The sequence below is a fragment of the Streptomyces sp. 135 genome (genome assembly GCF_020026305.1).
Taxonomy (GTDB): domain Bacteria; phylum Actinomycetota; class Actinomycetes; order Streptomycetales; family Streptomycetaceae; genus Streptomyces.
This window is the reverse complement of the sequence record NZ_CP075691.1, coordinates 1,927,302-1,951,884: the sequence shown is the minus strand read 5'-3', so window position 1 is coordinate 1,951,884 and position 24,583 is coordinate 1,927,302. Positions and strand designations below refer to the sequence as shown.

General features: G+C 73.0%; 25 protein-coding genes, 2 pseudogenes and 1 riboswitch. Of the genes and pseudogenes, 16 read left to right on the top strand and 11 right to left on the bottom strand.

Annotation, left to right across the window (positions count from 1 at the left end):
* Positions 1 to 78 precede the first annotated feature (78 nt).
* A riboswitch (cobalamin riboswitch) is annotated at positions 79 to 161 on the bottom strand.
* Between the two features lie 155 nt (positions 162 to 316).
* A complete protein-coding gene (locus KKZ08_RS08770; RefSeq protein ID WP_127912642.1) occupies positions 317 to 550 on the bottom strand; it encodes a hypothetical protein in 234 nt (77 codons plus the stop codon).
* 12 nt (positions 551 to 562) lie between these two features.
* A complete protein-coding gene (locus tag KKZ08_RS08765) occupies positions 563 to 1,861 on the bottom strand; it encodes an inorganic phosphate transporter (RefSeq protein ID WP_223773905.1) in 1,299 nt (432 codons plus the stop codon).
* 305 nt (positions 1,862 to 2,166) lie between these two features.
* On the opposite strand from KKZ08_RS08765, the gene KKZ08_RS08760 reads away from it, so the two are divergent.
* From KKZ08_RS08760 to KKZ08_RS08750, 3 genes are all read left to right on the top strand, one after another.
* On the top strand, positions 2,167 to 2,853 hold the full coding sequence (locus KKZ08_RS08760; protein WP_223773904.1) for a class II aldolase/adducin family protein: 687 nt from the start codon (positions 2,167 to 2,169) through the stop codon (positions 2,851 to 2,853).
* Positions 2,854 to 3,031: 178 nt separating this feature from the next.
* Positions 3,032 to 4,168 (top strand): hypothetical protein, encoded by a 1,137-nt coding sequence (locus tag KKZ08_RS08755; RefSeq protein WP_223773903.1) that lies wholly within the window; start codon positions 3,032 to 3,034, stop codon positions 4,166 to 4,168.
* Between the two features lie 364 nt (positions 4,169 to 4,532).
* Positions 4,533 to 5,735 carry a hypothetical protein gene (locus tag KKZ08_RS08750; RefSeq protein ID WP_346657917.1) on the top strand — a complete coding sequence of 401 codons (1,203 nt, stop codon included), beginning with the start codon at positions 4,533 to 4,535 and terminating at the stop codon, positions 5,733 to 5,735.
* Positions 5,736 to 5,738: 3 nt separating this feature from the next.
* Here the strand turns inward: KKZ08_RS08750 and KKZ08_RS08745 are convergent, their stop codons facing one another.
* Positions 5,739 to 6,161, bottom strand: a complete 423-nt coding sequence (locus tag KKZ08_RS08745; protein WP_223773902.1) for a VOC family protein — start codon at positions 6,159 to 6,161, stop codon at positions 5,739 to 5,741.
* A gap of 44 nt (positions 6,162 to 6,205) precedes the next feature.
* Positions 6,206 to 7,096: a neutral zinc metallopeptidase gene (locus KKZ08_RS08740; RefSeq protein WP_223773901.1), complete on the bottom strand. Its 891-nt coding sequence runs from the start codon at positions 7,094 to 7,096 to the stop codon at positions 6,206 to 6,208.
* Positions 7,097 to 7,331: 235 nt separating this feature from the next.
* Between KKZ08_RS08740 and KKZ08_RS08735 the strand changes: the two genes are divergently transcribed.
* From KKZ08_RS08735 to KKZ08_RS08720, 4 genes are all read left to right on the top strand, one after another.
* A complete protein-coding gene (locus tag KKZ08_RS08735) occupies positions 7,332 to 8,171 on the top strand; it encodes a hypothetical protein (protein WP_223773900.1) in 840 nt (279 codons plus the stop codon).
* A gap of 121 nt (positions 8,172 to 8,292) precedes the next feature.
* The gene (locus KKZ08_RS08730; RefSeq protein ID WP_223773899.1) at positions 8,293 to 9,891 is read left to right on the top strand and encodes an ABC-F family ATP-binding cassette domain-containing protein; all 1,599 of its coding nucleotides are present in this window, start codon (positions 8,293 to 8,295) and stop codon (positions 9,889 to 9,891) included.
* Between the two features lie 358 nt (positions 9,892 to 10,249).
* Positions 10,250 to 10,471 carry a helix-turn-helix domain-containing protein gene (locus KKZ08_RS08725; protein WP_055550175.1) on the top strand — a complete coding sequence of 74 codons (222 nt, stop codon included), beginning with the start codon at positions 10,250 to 10,252 and terminating at the stop codon, positions 10,469 to 10,471.
* Between the two features lie 137 nt (positions 10,472 to 10,608).
* Positions 10,609 to 11,412 (top strand): enoyl-CoA hydratase/isomerase family protein, encoded by an 804-nt coding sequence (locus tag KKZ08_RS08720; protein WP_223773898.1) that lies wholly within the window; start codon positions 10,609 to 10,611, stop codon positions 11,410 to 11,412.
* Positions 11,413 to 11,470: 58 nt separating this feature from the next.
* Here the strand turns inward: KKZ08_RS08720 and KKZ08_RS08715 are convergent.
* A pseudogene (locus KKZ08_RS08715) lies at positions 11,471 to 12,186 on the bottom strand (nucleopolyhedrovirus P10 family protein).
* Positions 12,187 to 12,281: 95 nt separating this feature from the next.
* Between KKZ08_RS08715 and KKZ08_RS08710 the strand changes: the two are divergent.
* Genes KKZ08_RS08710 through amaP form a run of 5 tightly spaced genes read left to right on the top strand, consistent with a single transcriptional unit; the run spans position 12,282 to position 14,656 of the window.
* Positions 12,282 to 12,767: an Asp23/Gls24 family envelope stress response protein gene (locus KKZ08_RS08710; RefSeq protein ID WP_223773897.1), complete on the top strand. Its 486-nt coding sequence runs from the start codon at positions 12,282 to 12,284 to the stop codon at positions 12,765 to 12,767.
* A 58-nt stretch (positions 12,768 to 12,825) separates the two neighbouring features.
* Complete coding sequence (locus tag KKZ08_RS08705) at positions 12,826 to 13,011, top strand: hypothetical protein (protein ID WP_223773896.1); 186 nt, start codon at positions 12,826 to 12,828, stop codon at positions 13,009 to 13,011.
* Positions 13,012 to 13,014: 3 nt separating this feature from the next.
* On the top strand, positions 13,015 to 13,398 hold the full coding sequence (locus tag KKZ08_RS08700) for an Asp23/Gls24 family envelope stress response protein (RefSeq protein ID WP_223773895.1): 384 nt from the start codon (positions 13,015 to 13,017) through the stop codon (positions 13,396 to 13,398).
* Positions 13,395 to 14,072, top strand: a complete 678-nt coding sequence (locus KKZ08_RS08695; RefSeq protein ID WP_223773894.1) for a DUF6286 domain-containing protein — start codon at positions 13,395 to 13,397, stop codon at positions 14,070 to 14,072. The genes KKZ08_RS08700 and KKZ08_RS08695 overlap by 4 nt, the downstream gene beginning before the upstream one ends.
* The gene (amaP, locus tag KKZ08_RS08690) at positions 14,069 to 14,656 is read left to right on the top strand and encodes an alkaline shock response membrane anchor protein AmaP (RefSeq protein ID WP_223773893.1); all 588 of its coding nucleotides are present in this window, start codon (positions 14,069 to 14,071) and stop codon (positions 14,654 to 14,656) included. Before KKZ08_RS08695 ends, amaP begins: the two co-directional genes overlap by 4 nt.
* 39 nt (positions 14,657 to 14,695) lie before the next feature.
* Here the strand turns inward: amaP and KKZ08_RS08685 are convergent, their stop codons facing one another.
* The 6 genes from KKZ08_RS08685 to KKZ08_RS08660 form a co-directional block, all read right to left on the bottom strand.
* Positions 14,696 to 15,451 carry an SDR family oxidoreductase gene (locus KKZ08_RS08685; protein ID WP_223773892.1) on the bottom strand — a complete coding sequence of 252 codons (756 nt, stop codon included), beginning with the start codon at positions 15,449 to 15,451 and terminating at the stop codon, positions 14,696 to 14,698.
* 4 nt (positions 15,452 to 15,455) lie between these two features.
* Complete coding sequence (locus KKZ08_RS08680; RefSeq protein ID WP_223773891.1) at positions 15,456 to 17,240, bottom strand: glycoside hydrolase family 15 protein; 1,785 nt, start codon at positions 17,238 to 17,240, stop codon at positions 15,456 to 15,458.
* A 43-nt stretch (positions 17,241 to 17,283) separates the two neighbouring features.
* Positions 17,284 to 18,072 (bottom strand): SURF1 family protein, encoded by a 789-nt coding sequence (locus tag KKZ08_RS08675; RefSeq protein ID WP_223773890.1) that lies wholly within the window; start codon positions 18,070 to 18,072, stop codon positions 17,284 to 17,286.
* A gap of 76 nt (positions 18,073 to 18,148) precedes the next feature.
* Positions 18,149 to 18,382 (bottom strand): hypothetical protein, encoded by a 234-nt coding sequence (locus KKZ08_RS08670; protein WP_223773889.1) that lies wholly within the window; start codon positions 18,380 to 18,382, stop codon positions 18,149 to 18,151.
* A 131-nt stretch (positions 18,383 to 18,513) separates the two neighbouring features.
* Entirely contained in the window at positions 18,514 to 19,509 is a 996-nt protein-coding gene (locus KKZ08_RS08665) for a DEDDh family exonuclease (protein ID WP_223773888.1), read from the bottom strand.
* 67 nt (positions 19,510 to 19,576) lie between these two features.
* Positions 19,577 to 20,227 (bottom strand): TetR/AcrR family transcriptional regulator, encoded by a 651-nt coding sequence (locus tag KKZ08_RS08660; RefSeq protein WP_223773887.1) that lies wholly within the window; start codon positions 20,225 to 20,227, stop codon positions 19,577 to 19,579.
* A gap of 112 nt (positions 20,228 to 20,339) precedes the next feature.
* On the opposite strand from KKZ08_RS08660, the gene KKZ08_RS08655 reads away from it, so the two are divergent.
* The 4 genes and pseudogenes from KKZ08_RS08655 (at position 20,340) to KKZ08_RS08640 (ending at position 24,565) form a co-directional block, all read left to right on the top strand.
* Entirely contained in the window at positions 20,340 to 21,137 is a 798-nt protein-coding gene (locus tag KKZ08_RS08655) for an acetoacetate decarboxylase family protein (protein WP_223773886.1), read from the top strand.
* A gap of 1 nt (position 21,138) precedes the next feature.
* Positions 21,139 to 22,023, top strand: a pseudogene (locus KKZ08_RS08650) (SDR family NAD(P)-dependent oxidoreductase).
* A gap of 14 nt (positions 22,024 to 22,037) precedes the next feature.
* Positions 22,038 to 23,330: an amidohydrolase family protein gene (locus tag KKZ08_RS08645; RefSeq protein ID WP_223773885.1), complete on the top strand. Its 1,293-nt coding sequence runs from the start codon at positions 22,038 to 22,040 to the stop codon at positions 23,328 to 23,330.
* Positions 23,327 to 24,565 carry an amidohydrolase family protein gene (locus KKZ08_RS08640; protein WP_223773884.1) on the top strand — a complete coding sequence of 413 codons (1,239 nt, stop codon included), beginning with the start codon at positions 23,327 to 23,329 and terminating at the stop codon, positions 24,563 to 24,565. Before KKZ08_RS08645 ends, KKZ08_RS08640 begins: the two co-directional genes overlap by 4 nt.
* The last annotated feature ends 18 nt before the right edge of the window (positions 24,566 to 24,583 follow it).

The window sequence follows — 24,583 nt, the reverse complement described above, 5'->3', positions numbered from 1 at the left end:
CCGGCAACGGGCGGCCGCGCATGGCGATATGTCCTCACTCAGGGTGTCCGCGCCCTGGTTCGACGTGATCGGCGGCGAGAGTTCCTGGCTTCCGGGAGCGTCGGGGACGGCTGCCCGGTGACAGTGGCGGGACCGCGCCGGATTCGCACCGGCTTCCTCTTCTGCCGCCGTAGTTGGCCCCGGCAGTCCACCACGCCCCGCGAACGCCCGTCAACTCGCCGTTGACCTGCGGCGGGAGAGTGTGTGGAGCCGCACATACGGCGGCGGGGCGCGGGACGTGACCACACGTCCCGCACCCCGCCGTGAACCGCTGCCGTCAGGCGACGATCAGATAGATGCCGTACGCCACGGCCGCCGCGCACAGCGCGAAGCAGGCGTACGCGCCGGTGCGCGCCAGCGCCACGGAGCCGCCGGAACCACTGCCCGACGCGGCCGCCGTCTCCTGCTTGGAGAGACCGATGATGCCGAGGGTGAACAGGCCCACGAGAGCCACCGTCACGGCGAGGCTGACTCCGAAGACGGAGCCGAGTGCTGCCCAGTCGATGTTCATGGTGATGTGTCCTTACACCGTCGCGGGCCGGGCGGGGTCCGCCATGGCGCCGGTCGTGGTCGAGGTCGGGGCCGAGATGGTGGCCTTGACCAGTTCGTCGGAGGAGGCGCCCGCGGCGGCCATCGCGCCCGTCGGGGGCGGGGTGACGGCGGCGATCGCGGTGGTCACGACGCCCGCGGGCTCGGCGCCCGTGGTGTCGTCGTGGCGGACCTCGTCGTCGGTGACGTTGGTGTGGTCGACGGCGTTGCGCCGGGAGAGCACCCAGATGACGGCCGAGCCGGCGACCAGGAGCGCGGCGGTGACCGCGATGCCCCAGGGGCCCTGCTTGGTGAGGAACTCGGCGCCCGCGCCGACCAGACCGGCGGCCGGCAGGGTCAGGCCCCACGCGACGAACATGCGGGTCGCGGTGGACCAGCGGACCACGCCGCCCTTGCGGCCGAGGCCCGCGCCCATCACGGCGCCGGAGCAGGACTGGGTGGTGGAGAGCGAGAAGCCCAGGTGGGAGGAGGCCAGGATGACCGTCGCGGCGCTGGTCTGGGCGGCGAAGCCCTGCTGCGGCTGGAGGTCGGTGAGGCCCTTGCCCATGGTGCGGATGATGCGCCAGCCGCCGAGGTAGGTACCGAGCGCGATGGCGACACCGGCCGAGACGATGACCCACATCGGGGGGTTCGCGCCGGGGTTCAGGACGCCGCCGGTGACCAGGGCGAGCGTGATGATGCCCATGGTCTTCTGCGCGTCGTTCGTGCCGTGCGCCAGGGAGACGAGGCCCGCGGAGGCGATCTGGCCGGCGCGGTAGCCCTTGGCGGTCGCCCTGGTGTCGGTGTTGCGGCCGATGCGGTACGTCAGGCGCGTCGCCAGCGTCGCGGCGAGTCCCGCCACGAGCGGCGCGGCGAGGGCCGGGATGAGCACCTTGGTGACGACGGTGCCGCCGTTGATCGACGACCAGCCCATCGACATGACCGCGGCGCCGATGAGGCCGCCGAAGAGGGCGTGGGAGGAGCTGGAGGGCAGGCCCACCAGCCAGGTCAGCAGGTTCCACAGGATCGCGCCGACGAGCGCGGCGAAGATGACCTCCGTCTTGAGGCCGTCCTCGTTGACGATCCCGCCTGAGATCGTCTTGGCGACTTCGACGGAGAGGAAGGCTCCGACGAGGTTCAGCACGGCGGACATGGCCACCGCCGTCTTGGGCTTGAGAGCGCCGGTCGAGATGGTCGTCGCCATCGCGTTGGCAGTGTCGTGGAAACCGTTCGTGAAATCGAACACGAGAGCGGTAACGATCACGATCCCGAGGAGAAGCGTGATGTGTTCCATTTACCCAGGCTTCTGTTGGACGTCAGTGGCATGTGGAACGTAGGCAACCCGGGTGAACGGAAAGTGAACTGGGCCGGGCGGCACGGTGACCCGAAGCGGAGTGTCGCCACTCCCTATCCATCAGGGGTCTGACGTCGATCGTACGGAATGACGGTGCGGCGCCCGGAATCTGGGCGGAGTGTCGGCTTCCGTCGCCTGCCGGGCCCCTGCGGACGGGCCGCGCCCCGCCCGCCCACGGGGCCGCCGAAGAGATACTGATCACTCGCCGTCTACAGCGCGGCGCGCCCGGCTGGCAGGATCGTCATATGACTGAGCAGCGGCAGGACGCCGGGCACGGCGCGGGGCGGGACGAGCTCGGACGGGCATGGGGCGAGCTGGTGGAGACGGCCCGCAGGACGGTGACGGACGGTCTGGTCGTCGGCACCTCCGGCAACGTCTCCGTGCGGGTCGGCGACACCGTCCTGGTCACCCCGAGCGGGGTCGCCTACGACCGGCTGCGGCCCGAGGACGCGCTCGGCGTCGACCTCGAAGGGCGGCGGGTCATCGGCGGCCTCGCGCCGACCAGCGAGCTGCCGATGCACCTCGCGATCTACCGGACCACCGGCGCGACGGCCGTGGTCCACACCCACGCGGTCCACGCCACGGCCGTCTCGACGCTGGTCCCCGAGCTGCCCGCGGTGCACTACATGACGGGCGTCCTCGGCGGCCCGGTCCGCGTCGCCCCCTACGCGCTCTACGGAACCGAGGAACTGGCCGAGAACATGCTCCGCGCCCTGAGCGACCGCACCGGATGCCTCCTCCAGAACCACGGAACGGTCACCTACGGGGACTCCCTGTCACAGGCGTACGACCGCACGGCGCAACTGGAGTGGATGTGCCGCCTGTGGCTCACCGCCACGGCGGTCCCGGGCCATACCCCGAGCCTCCTGTCCGCCGCCCACCTGCGCGAGGCCCAGGAGAAACTGCGGGGATACGGACAGCCGACTTTCTGACCGTTGCGATCCGCCGTCCACGGGCACGAGTACACCTATGGCGAAACCGACGCGCACACACCGCTCCCGGCCCGCGGACGGACGAGGCGGGGCACTGCCCTGGCGCCGCCCCACCACCGCGTCACCCCGCGGACCGCGCCCACTGGCCCCGCGGCCGTCGCCCCCGGACACTGGGACGGTGCGCCCAGCCAAAGCGACGGCAGCGGCCGTCACCGCAGTCACAGCAGCCCTGGGGACAGCCGCGGTCGCGGTCGCGGCGGGGCGGTTCGCCAGCGACGCCGCCCTCAGGGCCCCGGCGGGCCGCCCCCTGCCGTCGGAACCCCGCCTCACCGTGCACGCCACCGATGCCGGACAGGTCTCCCTGACCCGCGCCCTCGCGAGCCTGCGCCCCGGCACGTACGGCCTCACCGGCAACGGCACCCACGCCGTCGTCGGGCCCGTCCTGGAGTCGGCGCGGCACGAGGCCGACACGGTCGTACGCCGCCTGGAAGCCGTCACCCACGGCACCCTGGAACCCGGCGCGAAGGTCTGGCTCACCCCGCAGGTCCACGTCGGCGACCCGTACACCGCGCTCGGCATCGACCACACGGACGTCGGCATCCCGGGCGAACTCGGCACCCTGCCCGCCTGGTTCGTGCCCAATCTGCGCGACACCTGGGTCATCACCGTGCACGGCCTGGGCACCACCCGCGAGCACCCCATGGTCGTCATGGACTTCCTGCGCCGCCTCCGGCTGCCCGTGCTCGACCTCGCCTACCGCGGCGACCCCGGCGCGCCCCGCTCCGCGGACGGACTCGGCCACCTCGGCGAGACGGAGTGGCGCGACCTGGACGCCGCCCTGCGCCACGCCGTGCGCCACGGCGCCCGCAAGGTCATCCTCCACGGCTGGTCCACCGGCGCCACCATGTGCCTGCACGCCGCCGCCCACTCGGCCCTGCGCGACCACGTCAGCGGCCTCGTCCTGGACTCCCCGGTGCTGAACTGGGAGACCACCCTCCGCGCCCTCGCCGTGGCCCGCCGCACCCCGGGGCCGCTCCTTCCGCTTGCGGTCCGCGCGGCCCAGGGACGCACGGGTCTGCGCGGCGACCGCACCCTCGCGGCAGCCGACCCCACGCTGCTGCGGGTGCCGACCCTCGTCCTGCACGGCCCCGACGACACCGTCGCCCCTTGGGCGCTCTCCCGGCGACTGGCCGAACAGCGCCCGGAACTGGTCGCGTTGCGCACCGTCCCCGGCGCTCCCCACGGCGCCATGTGGAACGCCGACCCGGCCGGCTACGAAGAGGCGCTGCGCCGCTTCCTCACCCCCCTGATGTGACCCTTCGCGGTCCCTCCTACACCACCCGGCGCGCCCCCTCGCGCGGCCCCCGAAAGCCCGCCGTCGCCATTCCGTTTGGGTTTTCGGACCGTCAACAGGAAGACTGCTCCCGTGACGTCCCGTACCCCGCGCGACTCCAGGCTCCGACTTGTCCGCGCGCCCTACCCGAGGGCCGAGAAGCGAGGAGAGACCCAGCGCGACCCAGCGCGACCCCTCTCCGCCGCCCCCGGCGCGGTGGGCAACCGCCGCGCGCGCCGTCCCGCGCCCCGCCCGCCCGAGGGCACGCCCGCGCCCTCGGAGCTGGCCCGGGCAGCGCGCGCTTACTCGCCGACGCCGCCGGGTCGCCCGCTGGGCCGACACCGCCCTGCGGCCCGGCCCCGGCAGCACCGGCGGGACGCCCGACGGCAAGGGCACCCTCTCCGACGCCACCGCCGAACGCGCCGCCGCCGAACTGGGACTGACCGCCGCTCAGGTCCGCGCCGACTGGGACACCGCCCGCCTCGCGGGCCTCGTCGAGGTGCACGGCGATCGCGCCCGCCCCGGCTGGCGCCTGCGCGCCTGGGACCGCGACGACACCGCCGTGCTGCGTGGCTGGGTCGCGCTCTTCGACGCCTGGTCACTGGCCCACCCGGCACCGGACGAGCTCGCGCCCGCCGCGGTCGCCGAGGTAGTCGAGGCCATGCCGCAGGTGCTGTCCTTCCTCCAGCTGTCGGCGGGCCCCGTCCCCGTCCCGCAGCTGCTCGACCTCCTGGACCAGCGCGTCACGGAACTGCGCACCGAACGCTGCGAGATCCCCTACGGCCCCCAGCCGGAGACCCCACCGGCCGACTGCCCCGAAGAGGCGGCCCCGCTGCCCGCCCTCCTCGACTGGGCGCTGCACGGCCTCGCCGCCGTCGGCGCGCTGACCTTCGCCGACGGCCAGGCCACCCTGACCCCGCTCGGCAGCTGGGCGGTCTGGGTCAAGCTGGAGCAGATCTGCGTCGCCGCGCAGAGCCCCGCCGGGCACATCGAGCAGTCCGCCGAGGACATGCTGCGCGGCTGTGCCCGCCTGCGCCCCAACGCGGCCCGCGCCGAATACAGGGCCTGGCTCGCCGCCCGCCCCGTCGGCAGCGCCGTCACCGACCTGCTCACGGCCGCCCGCGGCGAGGACGCCCTGCTGCGCGGCCTCGCCTTCGAGGCCCTGCGCGTCGTCGGCGCCCCGGCCGAGCAGGAGGTCAGGGCCGTCCTGGACGAGACCCCCCTGCGGCCCTACGCCCTGCTGTGGCTGGCCGAGCAGGAGGGCGCCGACCCCGAGGACGTCCACCTCGTGCTGAGCCGCGAGGAGTCCACCTGGCTGTGGATCGACACCGCGGCGGCCGTCGCCGACCACGGGGAGGGGGAACTCCTCGTCCGCCACCTGGAGTCGGCGGTCCAGCCCACCGTGCCCGCCCTCCTCGACGAGGTGCGCCGCGTGGGACACCCCCGCACCGTCCAGGTCCTGGTCGCCCTCGCCGCCGCCCACCCCGACCCGGCGCTGGCCAGGGCCGTGCGCCGCGCCGCCTTCCAGGTGCACACCGGCGGGGAGTGAGCGTCAGCCCCCGGCGGTCCCGGGGGCGTACGTGCCGAAACTCCATACGTTGCCCTCGGCGTCCCGCGCCATGTAGTCCCGCGAGCCGTAGTCCTGGTCGGTCGGGGGCATGAGGATCTCCGCGCCGTGTTCCACGGCCCGCCGGTGGTGGGCGTCGACGTCGTCCACGACGACGTACACCCCGCAGGGTCCCGCGCCCTTCATCGCTCGGTCGAAGACGCCGCCCGTGCCCTTGGAGCCGAGCATCACCAAGCCGTTGCCCTGGGCCAGTTCGGCGTGCGCGACGCTGCCGTCCTCGCCCTCGTACACATGCAGCTCGGTGAAGCCGAAGGCCTCCGTCAACTGCCGGACCGCGGCTTTCGCGTCCGCGTACAGCAGCGTCGGGAAGATGCTCGGCCGCCCGCTGCCGCTCTCGTTCCCTGCCATGTACATCACTCCGATCGGATCGTGCCGCGCCGGGGTCCGGGCGGTCAGCGGAAGGTGTCGCACCGCCCCATGTCACCGGTGCGATAGCCCTGGTAGAACCACCGCTGGCGCTGCTCGGCGGAGCCGTGCGTCCAGGTCTCGGGGGTGACCCGGCCCTGGAACTTCTCCTGGATCCGGTCGTCGCCCACCGCGGCCGCCGCGTCCAGGCCGTCCCGGATGTCCGCGTCGTCGAGGCTGCTGATCAGCGGCTTGCCCGTGCGCTCGTCCGGACTGCGGGTCGCGTGCCGCGCCCAGACCCCGGCGTAGCAGTCCGCCTGGAGCTCCACCCGCACGGCGTTGCTGTCGCGGCCGGTGCGCCCGTCCTGGGAGCGCTGCAGGGTGCCCGCCAGGTTCTGTACGTGGTGCCCGTACTCGTGGGCCACCACGTACGCCTGCGCGAAGGGGCCGCCGGTGGAGCCGAACTTCGTGCGCAGCTCGTCGAAGAAGCCGAGGTCCAGATAGACCTTCCGGTCTCCGGGGCAGTAGAACGGCCCGACCGCCGAGGTCGCCGTCCCGCAGGCGGTGCCCACCCGGCTCGTGAACAGGACGGTCTGCGCGGGGGAGTACGAGGCCCGCCTGCGCTGGAACTCCGGGCGCCAGAAGTCCTGCACGCTGTTGACCACCGCCACGATGCGGCAGTCCTCCTTGGTGTTGGCGTCCTGCCCCGTGCGGCAGTTCCGCTGCACCTGCGCGAGGGAGGACGACGAGGCCTCGGGCTCCTCGTCACCGGAGGAGAGGCCCAGCTGATCCGGCCCCACCCCGAAGAAGAGGCCGAGCACCAGCGCGATGAGCCCGGCGATGCCGCCGCCCACGGTCGCCCGGCCGCCGGGGATCCGGCTGCCGCGCACATCCCGCACCTCGGAGGTGTCCAGGCCCGCGTCGTCGTCGAACTGCATTGGGCGCACCCCTCTGCGTCACACCCGGGACGACGCACGCCGTCCCGCACCGGGCGGCCCGGCCACTTCATCCTGGTACGCCCGCCTGCGCCCGGCGCCGGGCGGAGGTCCGAACGGGGGACGCCGACCGCTCCCCGCGCCGTGTCGCACCGGCGGAACCACGGCCACCCGGTGCCCCACCGCTACGCTCTGCGCCTGAACGCCTGATCTGGGTGGTGGTACCGAAGGGGGCGTCATGTCCGCTCTGCCGAGCGAGTCCGCCGCAGAGCCCGCAGAGCCCGCAGAGCCCGCCGGGACACCGCCCCCGCACCCGGCCCGCGCGAGCACCCGCGGCAGCACCCGCAAAGGCGCCGGCAGGGGCACCCGCATCGCGCTTCCCGTCGCCCTCGCGCTGCTCGCCCTGCCGCTCATCACCGCCGCCCACCACTCACGGCCGGCCCCCTACGGAGACCGCCTCATCGCCCACGCGCGCGTGCCGGACACGGACCCCGGCGCGGCGCCCGCCCTGCGGACACGGGGACCGGCCGTCCAGGCGTACGAACCGATCGGCGGCGCGATCCGCTGGACGTACACGCGGGAAGGCCGCCGGCCCCTCGTGGTGCTAGCCGCGCCCGGCCACGCCTTCACGCTCTGGAGCGACGGCCTGGTCACCGACACCGAGCGCGACGGCGGCCGCTCCGTGCGCTGGCACCGTGCCGTTCCCGAGAGCGCCGGCTGGCTGCGCACCCCGGCCGCGCGCGGCGGCGCCGGAGTGCTGCGGCCGCTCGCGCCCGGGGCCCGCATGCTGGCCGTCGTCACTCCGCGCCGCATCACCGCCTACCGCGCCGCCGACGGCGACCTGCGCTGGGTGCTCCCCGCCCGCCGCGGCTGCGCCTTCGAACCGGCCCGCTCGCTCCACCGGGACGGGGCCCTGCTGGTCGCCCAGCCCTGCGCGGGCACCGCCGCCTCCTGGACCGCGCAGGTCGTGGCGGTGGACGACCTCGGCAGAATCGTTCCCGGCCGCACTCCGCTGGGCAACGGCGACCTGGAGCGTGACGCCGGGGCGGGCGAGGGCGACGGCGGCCCAGAAAACTAGTTGCGCTCGCCCGTTAGACTGGCTGCCATGGCAGCTCCTCTTCTCAGTTGGACGGCGTAGACACCGGCCCCGAGCAACCAGTCGTCCCTCTCGCCGTCCACCCTGTTCAGGAGTACCCCCCGTGATCACCGCTTCCGGCATCGAGCTGCGCGCCGGCGCCCGCATCCTCATCGAGAACGCCTCCTTCCGCATCGCGAAGGGCGACCGCATCGGCCTCGTCGGCCGCAATGGGGCGGGCAAGACCACCCTCACCAAGTGCCTGGCGGGTGAGGGCATGCCCGCCGGCGGCACGATCTCCCGCTCCGGTGAGGTCGGCTACCTCCCGCAGGACCCCCGCACCGGCGACCTCGACGTCCTCGCCCGCGACCGCATCCTCTCCGCGCGCGGACTCGACATCCTGATCCGCAAGATGCGCGAGAACGAACAGCGCATCGCGAACGGCCAGGGCTCCACGCGCGACAAGGCCATGAAGCAGTACGAGCGCCAGGAGACGGAGTTCCTCACCAAGGGCGGGTACGCCGCCGAGGCCGAGGCCGCCACCATCGCCGCCGCGCTCAACCTCCCGGACCGCGTGCTCGGCCAGCCCCTGCACACGCTCTCCGGTGGTCAGCGCCGCCGCATCGAGCTGGCCCGCATCCTCTTCTCGGACGCCGACACGCTCCTGCTCGACGAGCCGACCAACCACCTCGACGCCGACTCGATCGTCTGGCTGCGGGACTACCTCAAGACGTACCGCGGCGGCTTCATCGTGATCTCCCACGACGTCGACCTCGTCGAGACGGTCGTCAACAAGGTCTTCTACCTCGACGCCAACCGCTCCGCGATCGACGTCTACAACATGGGCTGGAAGCTCTACCAGCAGCAGCGCGAGTCCGACGAGAAGCGCCGCAAGCGCGAGCGGCAGAACGCCGAGAAGAAGGCCGCCGCCCTGCACTCGCAGGCCGACAAGATGCGCGCGAAGGCCACCAAGACCGTCGCCGCGCAGAACATGGCGCGCCGCGCCGACAAGCTCCTCGCCGGTCTCGACGAGGTGCGCCAGAGCGACAAGGTCGCCAAGCTCCGCTTCCCCGAGCCCGCCCCGTGCGGCAAGACGCCGCTGATGGCCGAGGGACTGTCGAAGTCGTACGGCTCGCTGGAGATCTTCACCGACGTCGACCTCGCGATCGACAAGGGCTCGCGCGTGGTCATCCTCGGTCTCAACGGCGCGGGCAAGACCACCCTGCTCAGGCTGCTCGGCGGCGCCGAGAAGCCCGACACCGGCCAGGTCATCGAGGGCCACGGCCTCAAGCTCGGGTACTACGCCCAGGAGCACGAGACCCTGGACCCCGAGCGCACGGTCCTGGAGAACATGCGCTCGGCCGCCCCCGACCTCGACCTGGTCGAGGTGCGCAAGACGCTCGGCTCGTTCCTCTTCTCCGGGGACGACGTCGACAAGCCGGCGGGCGTGCTCTCCGGCGGTGAGAAGACCCGGCTCGCGCTCGCGACCCTCGTCGTCTCCTCGGCCAACGTCCTGCTGCTCGACGAGCCCACCAACAACCTCGACCCGGCCAGCCGCGAGGAGATCCTCGGCGCCCTGCGCACCTACAAGGGCGCGGTCGTCCTCGTCACCCACGACGAGGGCGCGGTCGAGGCCCTCCAGCCGGAGCGGATCATCCTGCTCCCGGACGGCGTCGAGGACCTGTGGGGCCAGGACTACGCGGACCTCGTGGCGCTCGCCTGAGCCCAGGGCGTCCACTTGGGGTGATCGAACTGCTGATCCACTGCGTATGGATCATTCGGCGGAGCGGTGATCCCTCATCTGTGTGAGCCGCCCTCGTACCGAGGTGTGTCATACACGGATTCCGCCGCCGTCGGGGCATGCGGCCCGGCCTCCCGTCGGCACCGCCCTGACCTGCTGGTTCGTCGCGCGGTTCGGCCGGGCGTACGGAATCCAGCCCGCGGAATAGTTGATTCCGCTCGTGGCGGGCCCCTCCGTCGCGGCAAACCTCGTCGTACGGACCTTGCCGAATGGGTGGCCAGGAAGCCCGGGAGGGGTGATCATGAGAAGTCCAGAGCGCACTTCCCATGAGGAGGCACGGGTGGCCGAGACTCTGAAGAAGGGCAGCCGGGTGACCGGCGCCGCGCGCGACAAGCTCGCGGCAGACCTGAAGAAGAAGTACGACGGCGGTGCGAGCATCCGTGCGTTGGCCGAGGAGACGGGCCGTTCGTACGGGTTTGTGCACCGCATGCTCAGCGAGTCCGGCGTCACGCTGCGGGGACGCGGCGGGGCGACGCGAGGCAAGAAGGCCGCCGCCGGCTGACGGCAGGCGCGGCCCGCTGTACCCATGGTCCGACGGTGGCCACCCGGTCGATCGCGTGATCGGCCGGGTGGTTACTGTGCAGTCACTTACGGGCGCTCCCGAGCACCCGGACCGACCGCACCCCATCGGAGGCACCCATGGCTTCGTCCGACAGCGAGCTCGCACCGGTTCTCGACAAGGACGGCGTACGCCTCACCATCGACGAGGCCGTCGCCACGGTGACGCTGACCAACCCGGCCAAAAGGAACGCCCAATCTCCCGCGCTGTGGAGGGCGTTGGCCGAGTCCGGTCAGCTGCTGCCGGGCAGCGTCCGCGTCGTGGTGCTGCGCGGTGAGGGCAAGTCCTTCTCCGCGGGCCTGGACCGGCAGGCGTTCACGCCCGAAGGTTTCGACGGCGAGCCGTCCTTCATCGACCTGGCGCGCGGCGACGACGGCGTACTCGACGCCACCATCGCCGAGTACCAGGAGGCGTTCACCTGGTGGCGGCGGAGCGACGTCGTGTCCATCGCCGCCGTCCAGGGCCACGCCATCGGCGCCGGCTTCCAGCTCGCGCTCGCCTGCGATCTGCGGATCGCGGCGGACGACGTGCAGTTCGCCATGCGCGAGACCAGCCTCGGCCTGGTCCCCGACCTCACCGGCACGCACCCGCTGGTGGGGCTCGTCGGCTATGCCCGTGCCCTGGAGATCTGCGCCACCGGGCGCTTCGTCCACGCGGACGAGGCCGAGCGGGTCGGCCTCGCCAACCTCGTGGTGCCCGTCGGCCAACTCGACGCCGCCGCGCAGGACTTGGCCGCCGCGCTGATCTCCGCGCCGCGTGACGCGGTCATCGAGACCAAGGCGCTGCTCCAGGGCGCCACGGGCCGCTCCTTCGAGGAGCAGCGCGTCGCCGAGCGCGCCGCGCAGGGCCGCCGCCTGCGGGACCTCGCGGGCCTCGGCGACTGACGGTCCTTGCCCTGGCCCGGCGGCGCGGGCCCACCTCTGCCGCCGTGCCTCCGGGGCGTCACTCCACGGCAGTGATGAGCACCGCCACCGACGGGCGGCCCGGCAGGGCCTCGCTCACCGCCGCGCGGACCGCGAGCGCCACGTCCAGGGCACGGTGCCCGCGGTCCGTCGCGAGCTCCACACGCGCGTGGCGGCGGGGCAGCGCGCCCGCCGCCGGGCGGCGCTCCTCCAGGTGCACGGCCGGACCGAGCGTCCCCGTCAGCCGGGTCACGCCGGGCACCGCGAGGGCGGCCCGCCCGCGCGCGCCTCGTCGCCGTCGCCCGGGGGCGCCTGACCCGCGGGCGTGCGGGGCGTTTCCGGGCGTACGTTCCCGTCGCCGGCGCCCTCGTCCAGGAGCGCCGTCACCCGCAGGTCCACCTCGTCGACCACCAGGCCGAGCCGGTCCGCCGCCTCGTGGAGCGCGGCCCGCAACCGGTCCGCCGCGGTCGGCAGGGGCTGGACGGCGGCCGCGAAGTCCGCCGTGATCCGCAGTGGTCCGGGCGGCAGCGCGCTCGGCGGTGGCGGCACGGCAGCGACGTACGACCCACCCGGATCGGCCGGGGCGACGCGGACCGTGCCCAGCCGCACCCCGGTGACCCGTTGCGCCGCATGGCGCAACACACCGTCCACCGCCGATTCCGTCACCCACGTGCCGTCCCGCGCGCCGCCGAGCGGCAGTACCCGCCCGAGGCCCAGCTGCCTGCGCACCGCCTGGGTCCACCCGTCACCCGTCATGACTCCACCCTGCCGCATCCCTGGAGCGCTATCGCGCAACCCGTCTTAATGTGGGCAAAGAAAGCAGATCCCCTTGCGAAACGGACGGGACGGCCATGACCGACACCGGAGAGCGGAACACGTCTCAGACGCTCCAGAAGGACTTCCCTGGTGACGGCGCGGCGGGCGCCACCAGGCGCGGCGGCGGCGCCCCCGGGAGCCGGGGCCGTACCACCATCGCCGACGGAGTCGTCGAGAAGATCGCGGGACTCGCCGCGCGTGACGTCGAAGGCGTGCACGCGATGGGCGGCGGCCTCGCACGCACTTTCGGGGCCGTGCGCGACCGGGTCCCCGGCGGCACGAAATCCGTCTCGCGCGGCGTGAAGGCCGAGGTCGGCGAGGTGCAGACGGCGCTCGACCTGGAGATCGTCGTCGAGTACGGCGTCTCGATCGCAGACCTCGCCCAGGACGTACGGGAGAACGTGATCGCGGCCGTCGAGCGCATGACCGGCCTCGAGGTCGTCGAGGTCAACCTCGCGGTCAGCGATGTGAAGCTGCCCGACGAGGAGGACGAGGAGCAGCCACAGGGCCGCCTCCAGTAGCGCGTCAGATCCAGATCCCACTCACCCAGTCGCGTCTCGCGACGCGAAGGAGCGCACGATGAGCATGGCCGTGATCGGCATGGTGGCGGGAATGGCGCTCGGTTTCGCCGGATACTTCGGCGGATTCGGGGCGTTCCTGCTGGTGGCCGCCCTGGGCGCCGTCGGCTTCGTGGCCGGGCGGTTCCTGGAGGGCGACCTCGAGCCCGGCGAATTCTTCCGCGCCCGCGGCGACCGGCGGCGGTGAGCGGTGGCGGCACAGGTCGCGCCGGGGGAGCGCGGCGCCACCCGGATCGCCGACCGGGTCGTCGCGAAGATCGCCGCGCGGGCGGCGCGCGAGGCGGTGCCTGCCGTGCCCGACGGCGGGTCCCCGCCGCACGCCACGGTCTCCGTGGCCCCCCAGGCCTCCGGCTCCGCCGGAGCGGGGGAGGCGCCCTTCGGTACCGCCCGCGTCCGCGTCAGTCTCGAACTGGACTACCCCTGCGACATCGGCCGCCAGTGCGGTGCCGTGCGTCACCAAGTCGCCCAGCGGGTAAGGGCGTTGGCGGGGATGGACGTACCCGAGGTGGTGGTCCAGGTGGAGCGGCTGCACTCGGCGCGGACACGCGCCGCGGCACAGGGGAGGACACGATGAGCGAACCCCCGGGGAGCGGCGGCACACAGCCGCTGCCGGTCGTCGAACAGGCGCGGCGGGACGAGGACGAGCTCGGCCAGTCGGCCTCCGGTGCCACCTACCATCCGCTGCCCACGCTCTCCGCCGACGGCAAGGCCGCCCGCTTCTGGTCGCCGCGCCGGGTGCCCGCCGCCCTCCTCGCCCTGCTGGTCCTGGCCGGCGCCGGACTGCTCCTGTACGACGTCGTCGCCGTGCGGGCCGGCCACCCCGCGATGGGCTGGCGGCGCGAACTCGCCCACCAGCTCGGTGAGCGGCCCCTCGACGACGCCGCGGTGCTCGCCGGGGCCGCGGTCGCCGCACTCGCCGGACTGTGGCTCGTCGTGCTCGCCGTCACGCCCGGGCAGCGCGCGCTGCTGCCGATGCGGCGCAGCGACCCCGACGTACGCGCCGGGCTCCACCGCGGCGCCGCCGCCATGGTGCTGCGCGACCGGGCGACGGACGTGGCGGGCGTGCAGAGCGCGCGGGTGCGCATGACGCGTTCCAAGGTGGATGTGCGCGCCGTCTCGCACTTCCGTGAACTCGACGACGTACGCGGCGACCTGGACGCCACGCTGACCGAGGGCATCCATGGCCTCGGTCTCGCGCACACCCCACGGCTCTCGGTCCACGTCGCCCGGCCCGGAAGGAAGGGATGAGCGCCATGCTCCGCACGGTCAACCGCGTGCTCCTCGCCCTCACCGGGCTCGTCCTGCTCGTCGCCGGCGGCTCGGTGCTGGCCATCGGGCTCGGCGCCTCGCCGCCCTCCTGGTGGCTCCACGAAGGCCGCCACGACGTGCTGGTCAGCGCCGCGGACCGGGCCCGCTGGCGGGACGAGGGATGGTTCTGGCCCACGGTCATCGCGGTGCTCGCGCTGCTCGTCCTGCTCTCCCTGTGGTGGCTCTCGGCGCAGCTGCGCAGGCGCCGCCTCGCGGAGGTCCTGGTGGCGACCGGGGACGGCGAAGGCGCGCTGCTGCGCGGACGCGCCATGGAGGACGTCCTGGCCGGGGAGGCCGAGACACTGGACGGTGTCGAGCGCGCCCAGGCCGCACTGAGGGGACGGCGCACCACGCCGCGGGCGCGCGTGGACCTCGCCCTGGCACCCGACGCGTCGCCCTCCGACGCGCTGCACCGCTTCTCCTCGGAGGTCCTGACACACGCCCGCGACTCGGCCGGCCTGGCGAGCCTGCCCGCCACAGTGCGGTTGCGCGGCGTCAGACACCGCGCGGAACGGGTCAGCTGAGGCTGAGGCTGAGGTCCGGGTGTCAGGACCGCGGCGCGGTCAGAAGCCGCTGCGTGCCCCTCCGTCCACCGGCAGCATGATTCCCGTCAGGTACGAGGCCGCGGGCGAGAGCAGGAACGCCGCTGCTCGGCCGAACTCCTCCGGTGTGCCGTAGCGGCGCAGTGGGATGCCCGCCTCGTTGGCCGCGCGGGTCGCCTCCGGGTCCGGGGAGAGGCCGTCGAGCTGGCGCATGCGGTCGGTGCCGATGCGGCCGGGCAGCACACCGACGACGCGGATGCCGCGCGGGCCCAGCTCGTCCGCCAGGGACTTGGCGAAGCCGGCGAGCCCCGGCCGCAGCCCGTTGGAGATCGTCAGGCCCGCGATCGGCTCGTACACCGAACCGGACAGCACGAACCCGATGACGCCGCCTTCGCCCAGCTCGGCGGCGGCGGCCCTGGCAAGCCGTACCGCGCCCAGGAAGACCGCCTCGAAGGCCGCCTGCCACTGCTCGTCGGTGTTGTCCGCGACGAAGCCGGGCGGGGGCCCGCCGACGCTGATCAGTACGCCGTCGAAGCCGCCGAAACGCTCGCGCGCCGCCGCGATCAGCCGGCCGGCGACCGCCGGGTCGGCGTTGTCGGCGGCGACACCGACCGCGTTCGGGCCGAGCTCGGCGGCGGCCTCGGCGACGGTCTTCTCGTCGCGCCCGGTGACGACGACCTTCGCGCCGTCCGCGACCAGCTGGCGCGCGGTGGCGTTGCCGAGGCCGCGGGTGGCGCCGGTGACTACGTAGACACGGTCCTTCAGTCCAAGATCCATGGCCCTATCCTCCCGCTTCCTCGGCGAAGAGCGCGAGGGCGGTGTTCACCAGTCCGATATGGCTGAATGCCTGCGGGAAGTTGCCGAGCTGACGGCCGGACACCGGGTCGTACTCCTCCGCGAGCAGCCCCACGTCGTTGCGGAGCGACACCAGGTGCTCGAACAGTGCGTGCGCCTCCTTCACGCGCCCCGTCATGTGCAACGCGTCCACCAGCCAGAACGAGCAGACGAGGAAGGTGCCCTCCTCACCGGGCAGACCGTCGATCTCCTTCTGGTCGGAGGTGTAGCGGCGCAGCAGACCGTGGTGGGTGAGGTCCGCGCGGACCGCGTCGATCGTGCCGATGACGCGCGGGTCGTCGGGCGGCAGGAAACCGGTGTGCGGGATGAGCAGCAAAGAGGCGTCCAGTTCATTGGAGCCGTAGGACTGCGTGAAGGTGTTGCGCTCCGGGTCGTACCCCTTCTCGCACACCTCGCGGTGGACCTCGTCCCGCAGCTCCCGCCAGCGGTCCGGGTCGCCGCGCAGCTCGGGGTTCTCCTCCAGGGCGCGCACCGCACGGTCCGCGGCGACCCACACCATCACCTTCGAGTACACGAAGTGGCGGCGCGGACCCCGCACCTCCCACAGCCCCTGGTCGGGCTCGCGCCACTTCTCCCGCAGGAATTCCAGGAGGCCCAGCTGAAGGTTCCAGGCCACCGGGCGGCGGGTGAGGCCGGAGCGGTGCGCGAGCGCGAGGGAGTCGATGACCTCGCCGTACACGTCCAGCTGGAGCTGCTCCACGGCTTCGTTTCCGACGCGCACGGGTGCCGAGCCCTCGTAGCCGGACAGCCACGGGATCTCGTACTCCGGAAGGCGCCGCTCACCGGCGAGGCCGTACACGATCTGGAGGTCGGCGGCGCTGCCCGCGACCGCCCGCAGCAGCCAGTCGCGCCAGGCCTCGGCCTCCTCCAGATAGCCGGCCATGAGCAGCGCGCCCAGCGTGAGCGTGGAATCGCGCAGCCAGCAGAAGCGGTAGTCCCAGTTGCGTACGCCGCCGATCTCCTCGGGCAGGGAGGTGGTGGGGGCGGCCACGATGCCGCCGGTCGGGGCGTAGGTGAGCGCCTTGAGGGTGATGAGGGAGCGCATCACCGCGTCGCGGTACGGACCGTCGTACTGGCAGCGGGCGGCCCAGGCGCGCCAGTCCTCCAGGCAGTGGCGCAGCGCCTCGTACGGGTCGACGAGGGGCGGGCGCGGCTCGTGCGAGGGGTGCCAGGTGAGAACGAACGCGACTTTCTCCCCCTCCTGGACGGTGAACTCGGAGTAGGTGCCGAAGTCGCGGCCCCAGGTGCGCACCTCCGGTTCGCTGCGCAGCCACACGGAGTCGGGCCCCGCGACCGCGACGCGGTGGCCGTCCACCTTGCGCATCCACGGCACGACCGAGCCGTAGTCGAAGCGCAGCCGCAGCGTGCTCTGGACGGTGACGCTGCCCTTGAGGCCCTCGACGATGCGTACGACGTCGGGGGCGCGGTCGCGCTGCGGCATGAAGTCCGTGACGCGCACGGAACCCTCCGCCGTGTCCCACTCGGAGTCCAGGACGAGGGTGTCGTCGCGGTAGGCGCGGCGGGTGCAGGGGCCCGCGTCCTTCGGGGAGACGCGCCAGTGGCCGTTCTCCTCGTCGCCGAGCAGCGCGGCGAAACAGGCGGCGGAGTCGAAGCGGGGCAGGCAGAGCCAGTCCAGCGAGCCGTCCCTGCCGATGAGGGCGGAGGTCTGGTGGTCGCCGATGAGTGCGAAGTCTTCGATGGGTCGGGACACGGTGAACGGGTTCCCGGGAAAGGGCCCGGTCAACCGGCGGAGGTCAGACGGCTGCCGGCGCCGTCTCCTGCGCGGGGGCCTCCGCGGCGGCCGCCCGGTCACGGCGCTCCCTGCGGACCAGCACCACCCAGCCGATGGGGACGCCCGCGGCGAACAGCCACCACTGGACCGCGTACGCCATGTGCGCGCCGATGCCGCTGTGGTCCGGTTCGCCGATCAGTTCGGGGGAGCCGTCGCGGGGCTCGGGCGAGGTCAGCTCGATGTAGCCGCCGAGGACCTGCTTGCCGAGGCTGTCGGCCTGCTGGCCGCTGCTGATCAGCATGATCTGACGGTCCGGCAGGCCCCGGACGTCCTTGATGCCGCTGGCCGCGGACGTCTCGTCGGCCATCAGACGGCCGGTGACGATCACTTCGCCCTTCGGCGGGGCGGGGATCTCGGGGAAGGCGGTCTGCGGGCCGTCCGCCGGGATCCAGCCGCGGTTGACGAGCAGGACCTTGCCGTCGTCCAGGACGAACGGCGTCAGGACGTGGAAGCCGACCTTGTCGTCGTCGTTGGTACGGCGCCGCACGACGACCTCGTGCTCCGCGTCGAACGTCCCCTTGGCGCTCACCCGGCGGTACAGGTCCGTCCTCGGCACCTCGTGGCCGGGGGAGGTGAGCTCCTCGGCCGGGACCGGATCGGCGGCCAGCGCCTTGGAGATCCGCTCGTTCTGCGCGACGCGGTGCTCGTGCCGGTGCAGCTGCCAGAAACCCAGCTCGACCATCACGGGGATGAGAACGAGGGCGATCAGGGTGAGGATCACCCACTGCCGGGTCAACAGGAAGCGGTACACCCCACGACGGTACAACTCGGTCGTGGGGCGTCTGTGCGTGGGGTGGGGCAATTCAAGGGCCGGGCATGTCGGGCGTTCATACCTTGTCGATGATGCCCACCCGCCCCTCGGCGCGTGAGCAGTGGGCGCCGCAGTACCAGTGGCCGTCCGCCTCGACGCCCTGGCCGATGATGCGGCACCGGCAGTGCTCGCAGATGGGCGCCATGCGGTGGATGGCGCAGGAGAAGCAGTCGAAGACGTGCACCGCTCCTTGGGCATGGATCTCGAAGGACATGCCGTAGTCGTTTCCGCAGACCTCGCAACGTGCCATGCGCCACAGGGTGGGACGCCTCGGCGGCACGGGGCGGGTGGCCGGCGGGCGAGTCGCCGGCAATCACCCGTCTGACGGTCACCGCCCCGGTCTCACTGCCCTGCTCTCCCCGCGACGCTCCCCGCCCGGTCTCACTCCGGTGTCGCGGGCGTCACGTCCTGGAGGAGCTGCCCGAAGGCGGCCTCGTCGATGACCGGCGTGCCGAACGAGCGCGCCTTGACGGTCTTGGAGGTGCCCGAGTCCGGGTCGTTGGTGACGAGCAGGCTGGTGAGCCGGGACACACTGGTCGCGATGTGCAGACCCGCCTCGACCGCCCGGTCCTCGAGCAGCTCGCGCTCCACGGAGGTGTCTCCGGAGAACGCGACCCGCATGCCCTGCTTGAGCGGTTTGCCCGGTTCGTAACGCCCGGGGTTCGGATACGGGCACGGCTGCCGCTTGCGCGAGGGGCGCCAACTCCCCGGGCGGTACGACGAGGAGGGTGCGGGCCCCGTCGACTGGCGGCCGATGCGGGGCGCGCCGTCCGACCACTCGGTGAGCGGGCGGCACTCCAGGAGCGGCAGGCGCACATTGCCGCCGGCCGCCGCGAGCAGGCTCGGGCGGAACGCCTCGGCGAGCACGCGCGCGTCGTCCAGGGCGTTGTGCGCGTGGCGCTGCTCGACGCCGAAGTGCGCGGCCAGCGACTCCAGCTTGTGGTTGGGCAGCGGCAGCGCGAGCTCCTTGGAGAGCGCGATGGTGCACAGCCGTTGGCGCACGGGGGCGGTGCGTTCCGCGCGCGCGTACTCCCTGGCGATCATCGACCAGTCGAAGACGGCGTTGTGCGCGACGAGGACACGTCCTTCGAGGCGGCTCGCGAACTCCTCGGCGATGTCCTCGAACAGGGGCGCGCCCGCGAGCGTCTCGCTGGTGAGGCCGTGGATCCACACGGGTCCCGGGTCGCGCTGGGGGTTGACCAGCGTGTACCAGTGGTCCTCGATCTCCCCCTGGGCGCCCACCCGGTAGACGGCCGCCGACACTATGCGGTCGTCGCGGGCCAGGCCGGTGGTCTCCACGTCGACGACCGCGTACCCCGTTGGATACGCGGCCGGCCAGGGGGCGGCGGACGCTGCGGTCGTGCGGTCTTCGAGCATGGTCAATGAGGATACGGGCCGCGACCGACAGTCAGGTCCCCGGTCAGGTTCCCGGTCGGATTGCCGGTCAGTTCCCCGGCCCGAGAAGGCCCGTCACCAGAGCCGTGACGGAGGTGGTGAACAGCGCCTCCGGATCGAGGGGTCCGGCCAGCGCGCGGGCGAGCGCGGCGTCCCGCTCCGCCGTCGTCGCCGTCCACAGTTCGTCCTCTCCGGGGTGTTGCGCGGGCGCGCGTTCCCGGTTGCGTTCGACCAGGACGTGGCCGACGACGAGGACCTGGACGGCGCGCACGGCGTCGGCCGCGCGGGCGCCGCGCAGCCCCGCCTCGTGCACCTCGTGGACCAGGGAGCGTTGGGCGGGCAGGAACATCCGTTCCGTGAGGCCGCGTTCGTGGACCATCGCGACGAGGTGCGGGCGGTCGAGCAGCCGGCGGCGCAGGGTACGGGCCACGGAGACGACGCGCCGGGCGGGGGTGCGGCCGACGGGACGGATCTCACCGAGATCGGCGAGGGTGCGCTCGACGAGGGCGTCCAGGAGCGACTCGCGGTTGCCCACGTGCCAGTAGATCGAGGTGACGGCGGTGTCGAGCTCGGCGGCGAGCCCGCGCATCGTCAGGGACCGCGGGCCGTCCCGCTTGACGAGGCGCGCGGCGGCGTCGAGCACGTCCTCCCGGCTGAGGTGCGTACGCGCCTTTTCGCCCTTCGCGTCTTTACCCTTCACGGCTCCTGTTGTAACTGTGTTACAGAACCCCCGCAAGTCGGGCCCCGCAAGTCCGGCCCCCGCAATCCCGGCCGCGGACCCGTGAGTCCGCGCTGACGAAGGGTGGTACGACATGGCACGCGTACGGTACGGGGCGCGCACCGAGGCGGAGATCGCCGCCGCGCGCACCGCGAGTTCCCGGCTCCCCGACATCTGGTCCACGGGCGTCGTCGCTCTCTGGGAGAGCGATCCCGACGCGGTCGCGGCGGTCCTGCCGCCGCCCCTGAAACCCACCGGGCGCCCCCTGGTGCGGGCGAACATCAGCAGGGTGGACCTGCCGGGCTATCCGCTCGGCGCGGGCTCCGTGGCCGTCGCCGCCGAGCACGGGGGAGTGTCCGGCTGGTATCCGCTGGTGATGCCGATGACCCATGAGCGGGCCCTGATCGGCGGTCGCGAGGTCTTCGGGGAGCCGAAGAAGCTCGGCGAGGTCGAGGTGGAGCGCGACGGCCTGGTCGTGCGCGCCTCGCTGGCCCGGCACGGCATCGCGTTCGTGGAGGTGCGCGGCGCGGTCAACGGCGCGCTCCCCCTCCCCGAGCCGACCCGCAAGACGGACTTCTACTTCAAGTTTCTGCCCGCGGTGGACGGTTCGGGCTTCGACGCGGACCCGGTGCTCGTGCACTGCGTACGCAACGAAAAGGTCCGCAAGCTGGAGAGCGTCACCGGCGACGTCGTCCTGCGGGAGTCGATGTACGACCCCGTGGCCGACCTGCCGGTGCGCGCGGTCGTGGAGATCACCATCGGTGAGAAGACCATCGACCAGCGGGGCCGCGTCGTGGAGCGCGTCAGCGCGCAGGCCCTGCTGCCCTACATCCACCAGCGCTACGACGACCCGGCGCAGATCCTCGACGGCCCGCCCGAGGGGAGCGTCTGAGATGGAGCTGCGCGAAGGGCAGGTCGCCGTCGTCACCGGCGCGGCGAGCGGCATCGGGCTCGCCATGGCGCGGCGGTTCGCGGCGGACGGCCTGCGGGTGGTCCTCGCGGACGTCGAGGAGGGCGCCCTGGAGAAGGCCGCCGCGGGTCTGCGCGCGGACGGGGCGACCGTGCACGCGCGCGTGGTCGACGTCGGCGCGCGCGAGCAGGTGCTCGCCCTCGCCGATGACACGTACGACAGGTTCGGCGCCGTCCATGTGCTGTGCAACAACGCGGGCGTCGGATCGGGCGCCGAGGGCCGCATGTGGGAGCACGACCCGAACGACTGGAAGTGGGCCTTCGAGGTCAACGTCTGGGGCGTCTTCCACGGCATCCAGGCCTTCGTGCCCCGGATGCTCGCGGGCGGTGAGCCGGGGCACGTCGTCAACACCTCCTCCGGCGACGGCGGCATCGCGCCGCTGCCCACCGCCTCCGTGTACGCGGTCACCAAGGCGGCCGTGGTGACGATGACCGAGTCCCTGTACGCGCACCTGAAGGCGGAGCACGCGCGCGTGGGCGCATCGGTGCTCTTCCCCGGCCCCCACATGCTGCGCACCGGCCTGTGGGAGTCGCACCGCAACCGGCCCGGCAGGTACGCCAAGTCCCGCCCCCGCAGGACTCCTTACCGCAGCCTCGACCAGTGAGAGGCCGCGATGAAGGAGGCCGGCCAGGAGGTGCGGTTCACGCCCGTCGAACAGGTCGCGGACTTCGTGGCCGAGGGCATCGCGGCCGACCGTTTCTGGCTGCTCCCGGAGAGCGAGCACAGCGACCGGCAGATCAGGGCGCGATCGCGGTCGATGCTGGACCGCTCCGACCCGGCGTACCTCGAACACTTCATCCTGGACTGAAGGGAGCGCCGTCGATGAGCGCTCAGGACCCGTACCTGATCATCTCCTCCGACTGCCACGCCGGTCTCCCCACCGAGGAGTACCGCCCCTACCTGGACAGCCGTTTCCACCGTGCCTTCGACGACTTCCTCGGCGAGCGGGACGCCCGCCGCGAGGAGGCGACCCGGCTCGGCATCCGCAACGACGCGTTCGCCGCCAAGTGGTTCCAGGACAACGAGGAGGGCCTGCGGGGCGGCTGGGACACCGCGCAGCGCCTCAAGGAGCTGGACGGCGACGGGGTGGCCGCCGAGGTCGTCTTCCCCGACGCGGACGCCGTGGACAGCCGGACGGCCGCCCCCTTCGGCGTGGGTCTCGGCCTCTCCGGGGACCAGGACCCCGACCTCGGCATGGCGGGCGCGCAGGCGCACAACCGCTGGCTCGCCGACTTCGTCTCGGAGCACCCCGAACGGCACTGCGGCGTCGCCCTGCTGCCGATCACCGGCGAGGTCGACCGGGTCGTCGCCGAGGTCCACCGCGCCAAGGAGTCGGGGCTCGGCGCGCTGATGATCCCCTCCATGTGGGTCGACAAGGCGCCCTACCACGACCGGCGTTACGACCCGGTGTGGGCGGCGGCGGCCGAGTGCGGCATGCCCGTCGTCACGCACTCGGGGGCCGCGCCCCGCCATGAGTACGGCGACCACCTCGGGATCTACGTCTCCGAGGTGACGTGGTGGCCCGCGCGCCCCCTGTGGTTCCTGCTCTGGTCCGGCGTCTTCGAGCGCCACCCCGGGCTGAAGTTCGGCGTCGCGGAGTCGGGCTGCTGGTGGCTGCCGAACCTCCTGTGGTTCATGGACCGCCTCTACCTCGGCGCGCACGGCGGCAAGAAGCTCTCCCCGTTCGCCGAGCTGAAGCGCCCGCCGCACGAATACCTGGACCGGCAGCTCTTCGTCTGCGCCACCAACACCAAGCGCCGCGAACTCGCCCAGCGCTACGAGATCGGCGTAGACAACATCCTCTGGGGCAGCGACTTCCCGCACCCCGAGGGCACCTGGCCCGACACGCGCGCGTGGCTGCGGAAAACCTTCCACGACATCCCCGTGGCGGAGACCCGCCGCATGCTGGGCCTGGCCGCCGCCGAGGTCTTCGGCTTCGACACGGAGAAGCTGGCGCCGCTGGCCCGCCGCATCGGCCCGACGCCCGCCGACCTCGGCCAGTCCGTCGAGGGCGCGGGGCAGGCGGCCGTGGAGGCCTCCTGGGCCCGCTCGCGCGAGGTGGGCCGCCACTGGCTGACCGACCACGACTTCCCGGCGCTGGGGGTGACCCCGTGACGGAGGAGCGCTACACCGTCATCTCCGCCGACTGCCACGCCGGCGCCGATCTCCTCGACTACCGGCCCTACTTGGAGTCCCGCCACCACGACGCGTTCGACGCCTGGGCGGCCACGTACGTCAATCCCTACGAAGACCTCCTCGCGGACACCGCCGACCGCAACTGGAACTCGGACCGCCGCATCGCCGAGCTCGAAGAGGACGGCATCGTCGCGGAGGTGGTCTTCCCGAACACCATCCCGCCGTTCTTTCCCTCGGCGTCACTGATGGCCCCGGCCCCGACCCGCGAGGAGTTCGAGCTGCGCTGGGCGGGGCTGTGCGCCCACAACCGCTGGCTCGCCGACTTCTGCGCCGCCGCGCCGGGCCGCAGGGCGGGCGTCTTCCAGATCCTCCTGAACGACGTCGACGAGGCCGTGGCGGAGATCCACCGCGCGGTGACGGCGGGCCTCACGGGCGGGCTGCTGCTGCCCGGCACACCGCCGGGCTCGGGCCTGCCGGAGCTGCACTCATCGGCGTACGACCCGATCTGGGCGGCCTGTGCCGAGTTGGGCGTGCCGGTCAACCACCACGCGGGCTCGGCCTCGCCGCCGCTCGGCGAGGAGCCCGCGGCGCGCGCGGTGTTCATGGTGGAGACGACGTGGTTCTCGCACCGGGCACTGTGGCACCTCGTCTTCGGCGGCGCCTTCCGCCGCCACCCGGGCCTGCGGCTCGTCCTCACCGAGCAGGGCTCCGGCTGGATCCCCGGCGTCCTGGACATGCTGGACTACTACCACGCGCGCCTCGTCGCCGCCGCGACGAAGGCGGGCACCGCCGACACGGCCGAGTCCAAGTTCGGCGCGGGCCTCGCCGATTCCATGGGCAAGGGCCCCTCCGAGGTGTGGCGCGAGAACTGCTTCGTCGGCGCCAGCTTCATGCGCCCGCACGAGGCGGCCCTGCGCCACCGCATCGGCCTCGACAAGATCATGTGGGGCAGCGACTATCCCCACGACGAAGGCACCCACCCCTACTCGCGCGAAGGCCTGCGCGTCGCCTACGCCGGCCTGCCCAGGGACGAGATCGCGGCCATGGTCGGCGGCAACGCCGCCCGCGTCTACGGCTTCGACCTGGAGCGGCTCGGCCGCATCGCCGCGCGCGTGGGACCGACGGTCCAGGAACTGGACCAACCCCTCAAGGAGGCCCCCGCCGACGCGACGAGCCCGGTCTTCGCGCCGGGAGGGTCGGTACGGGTCTGGTGACGCGGGTGGTGCGATGCT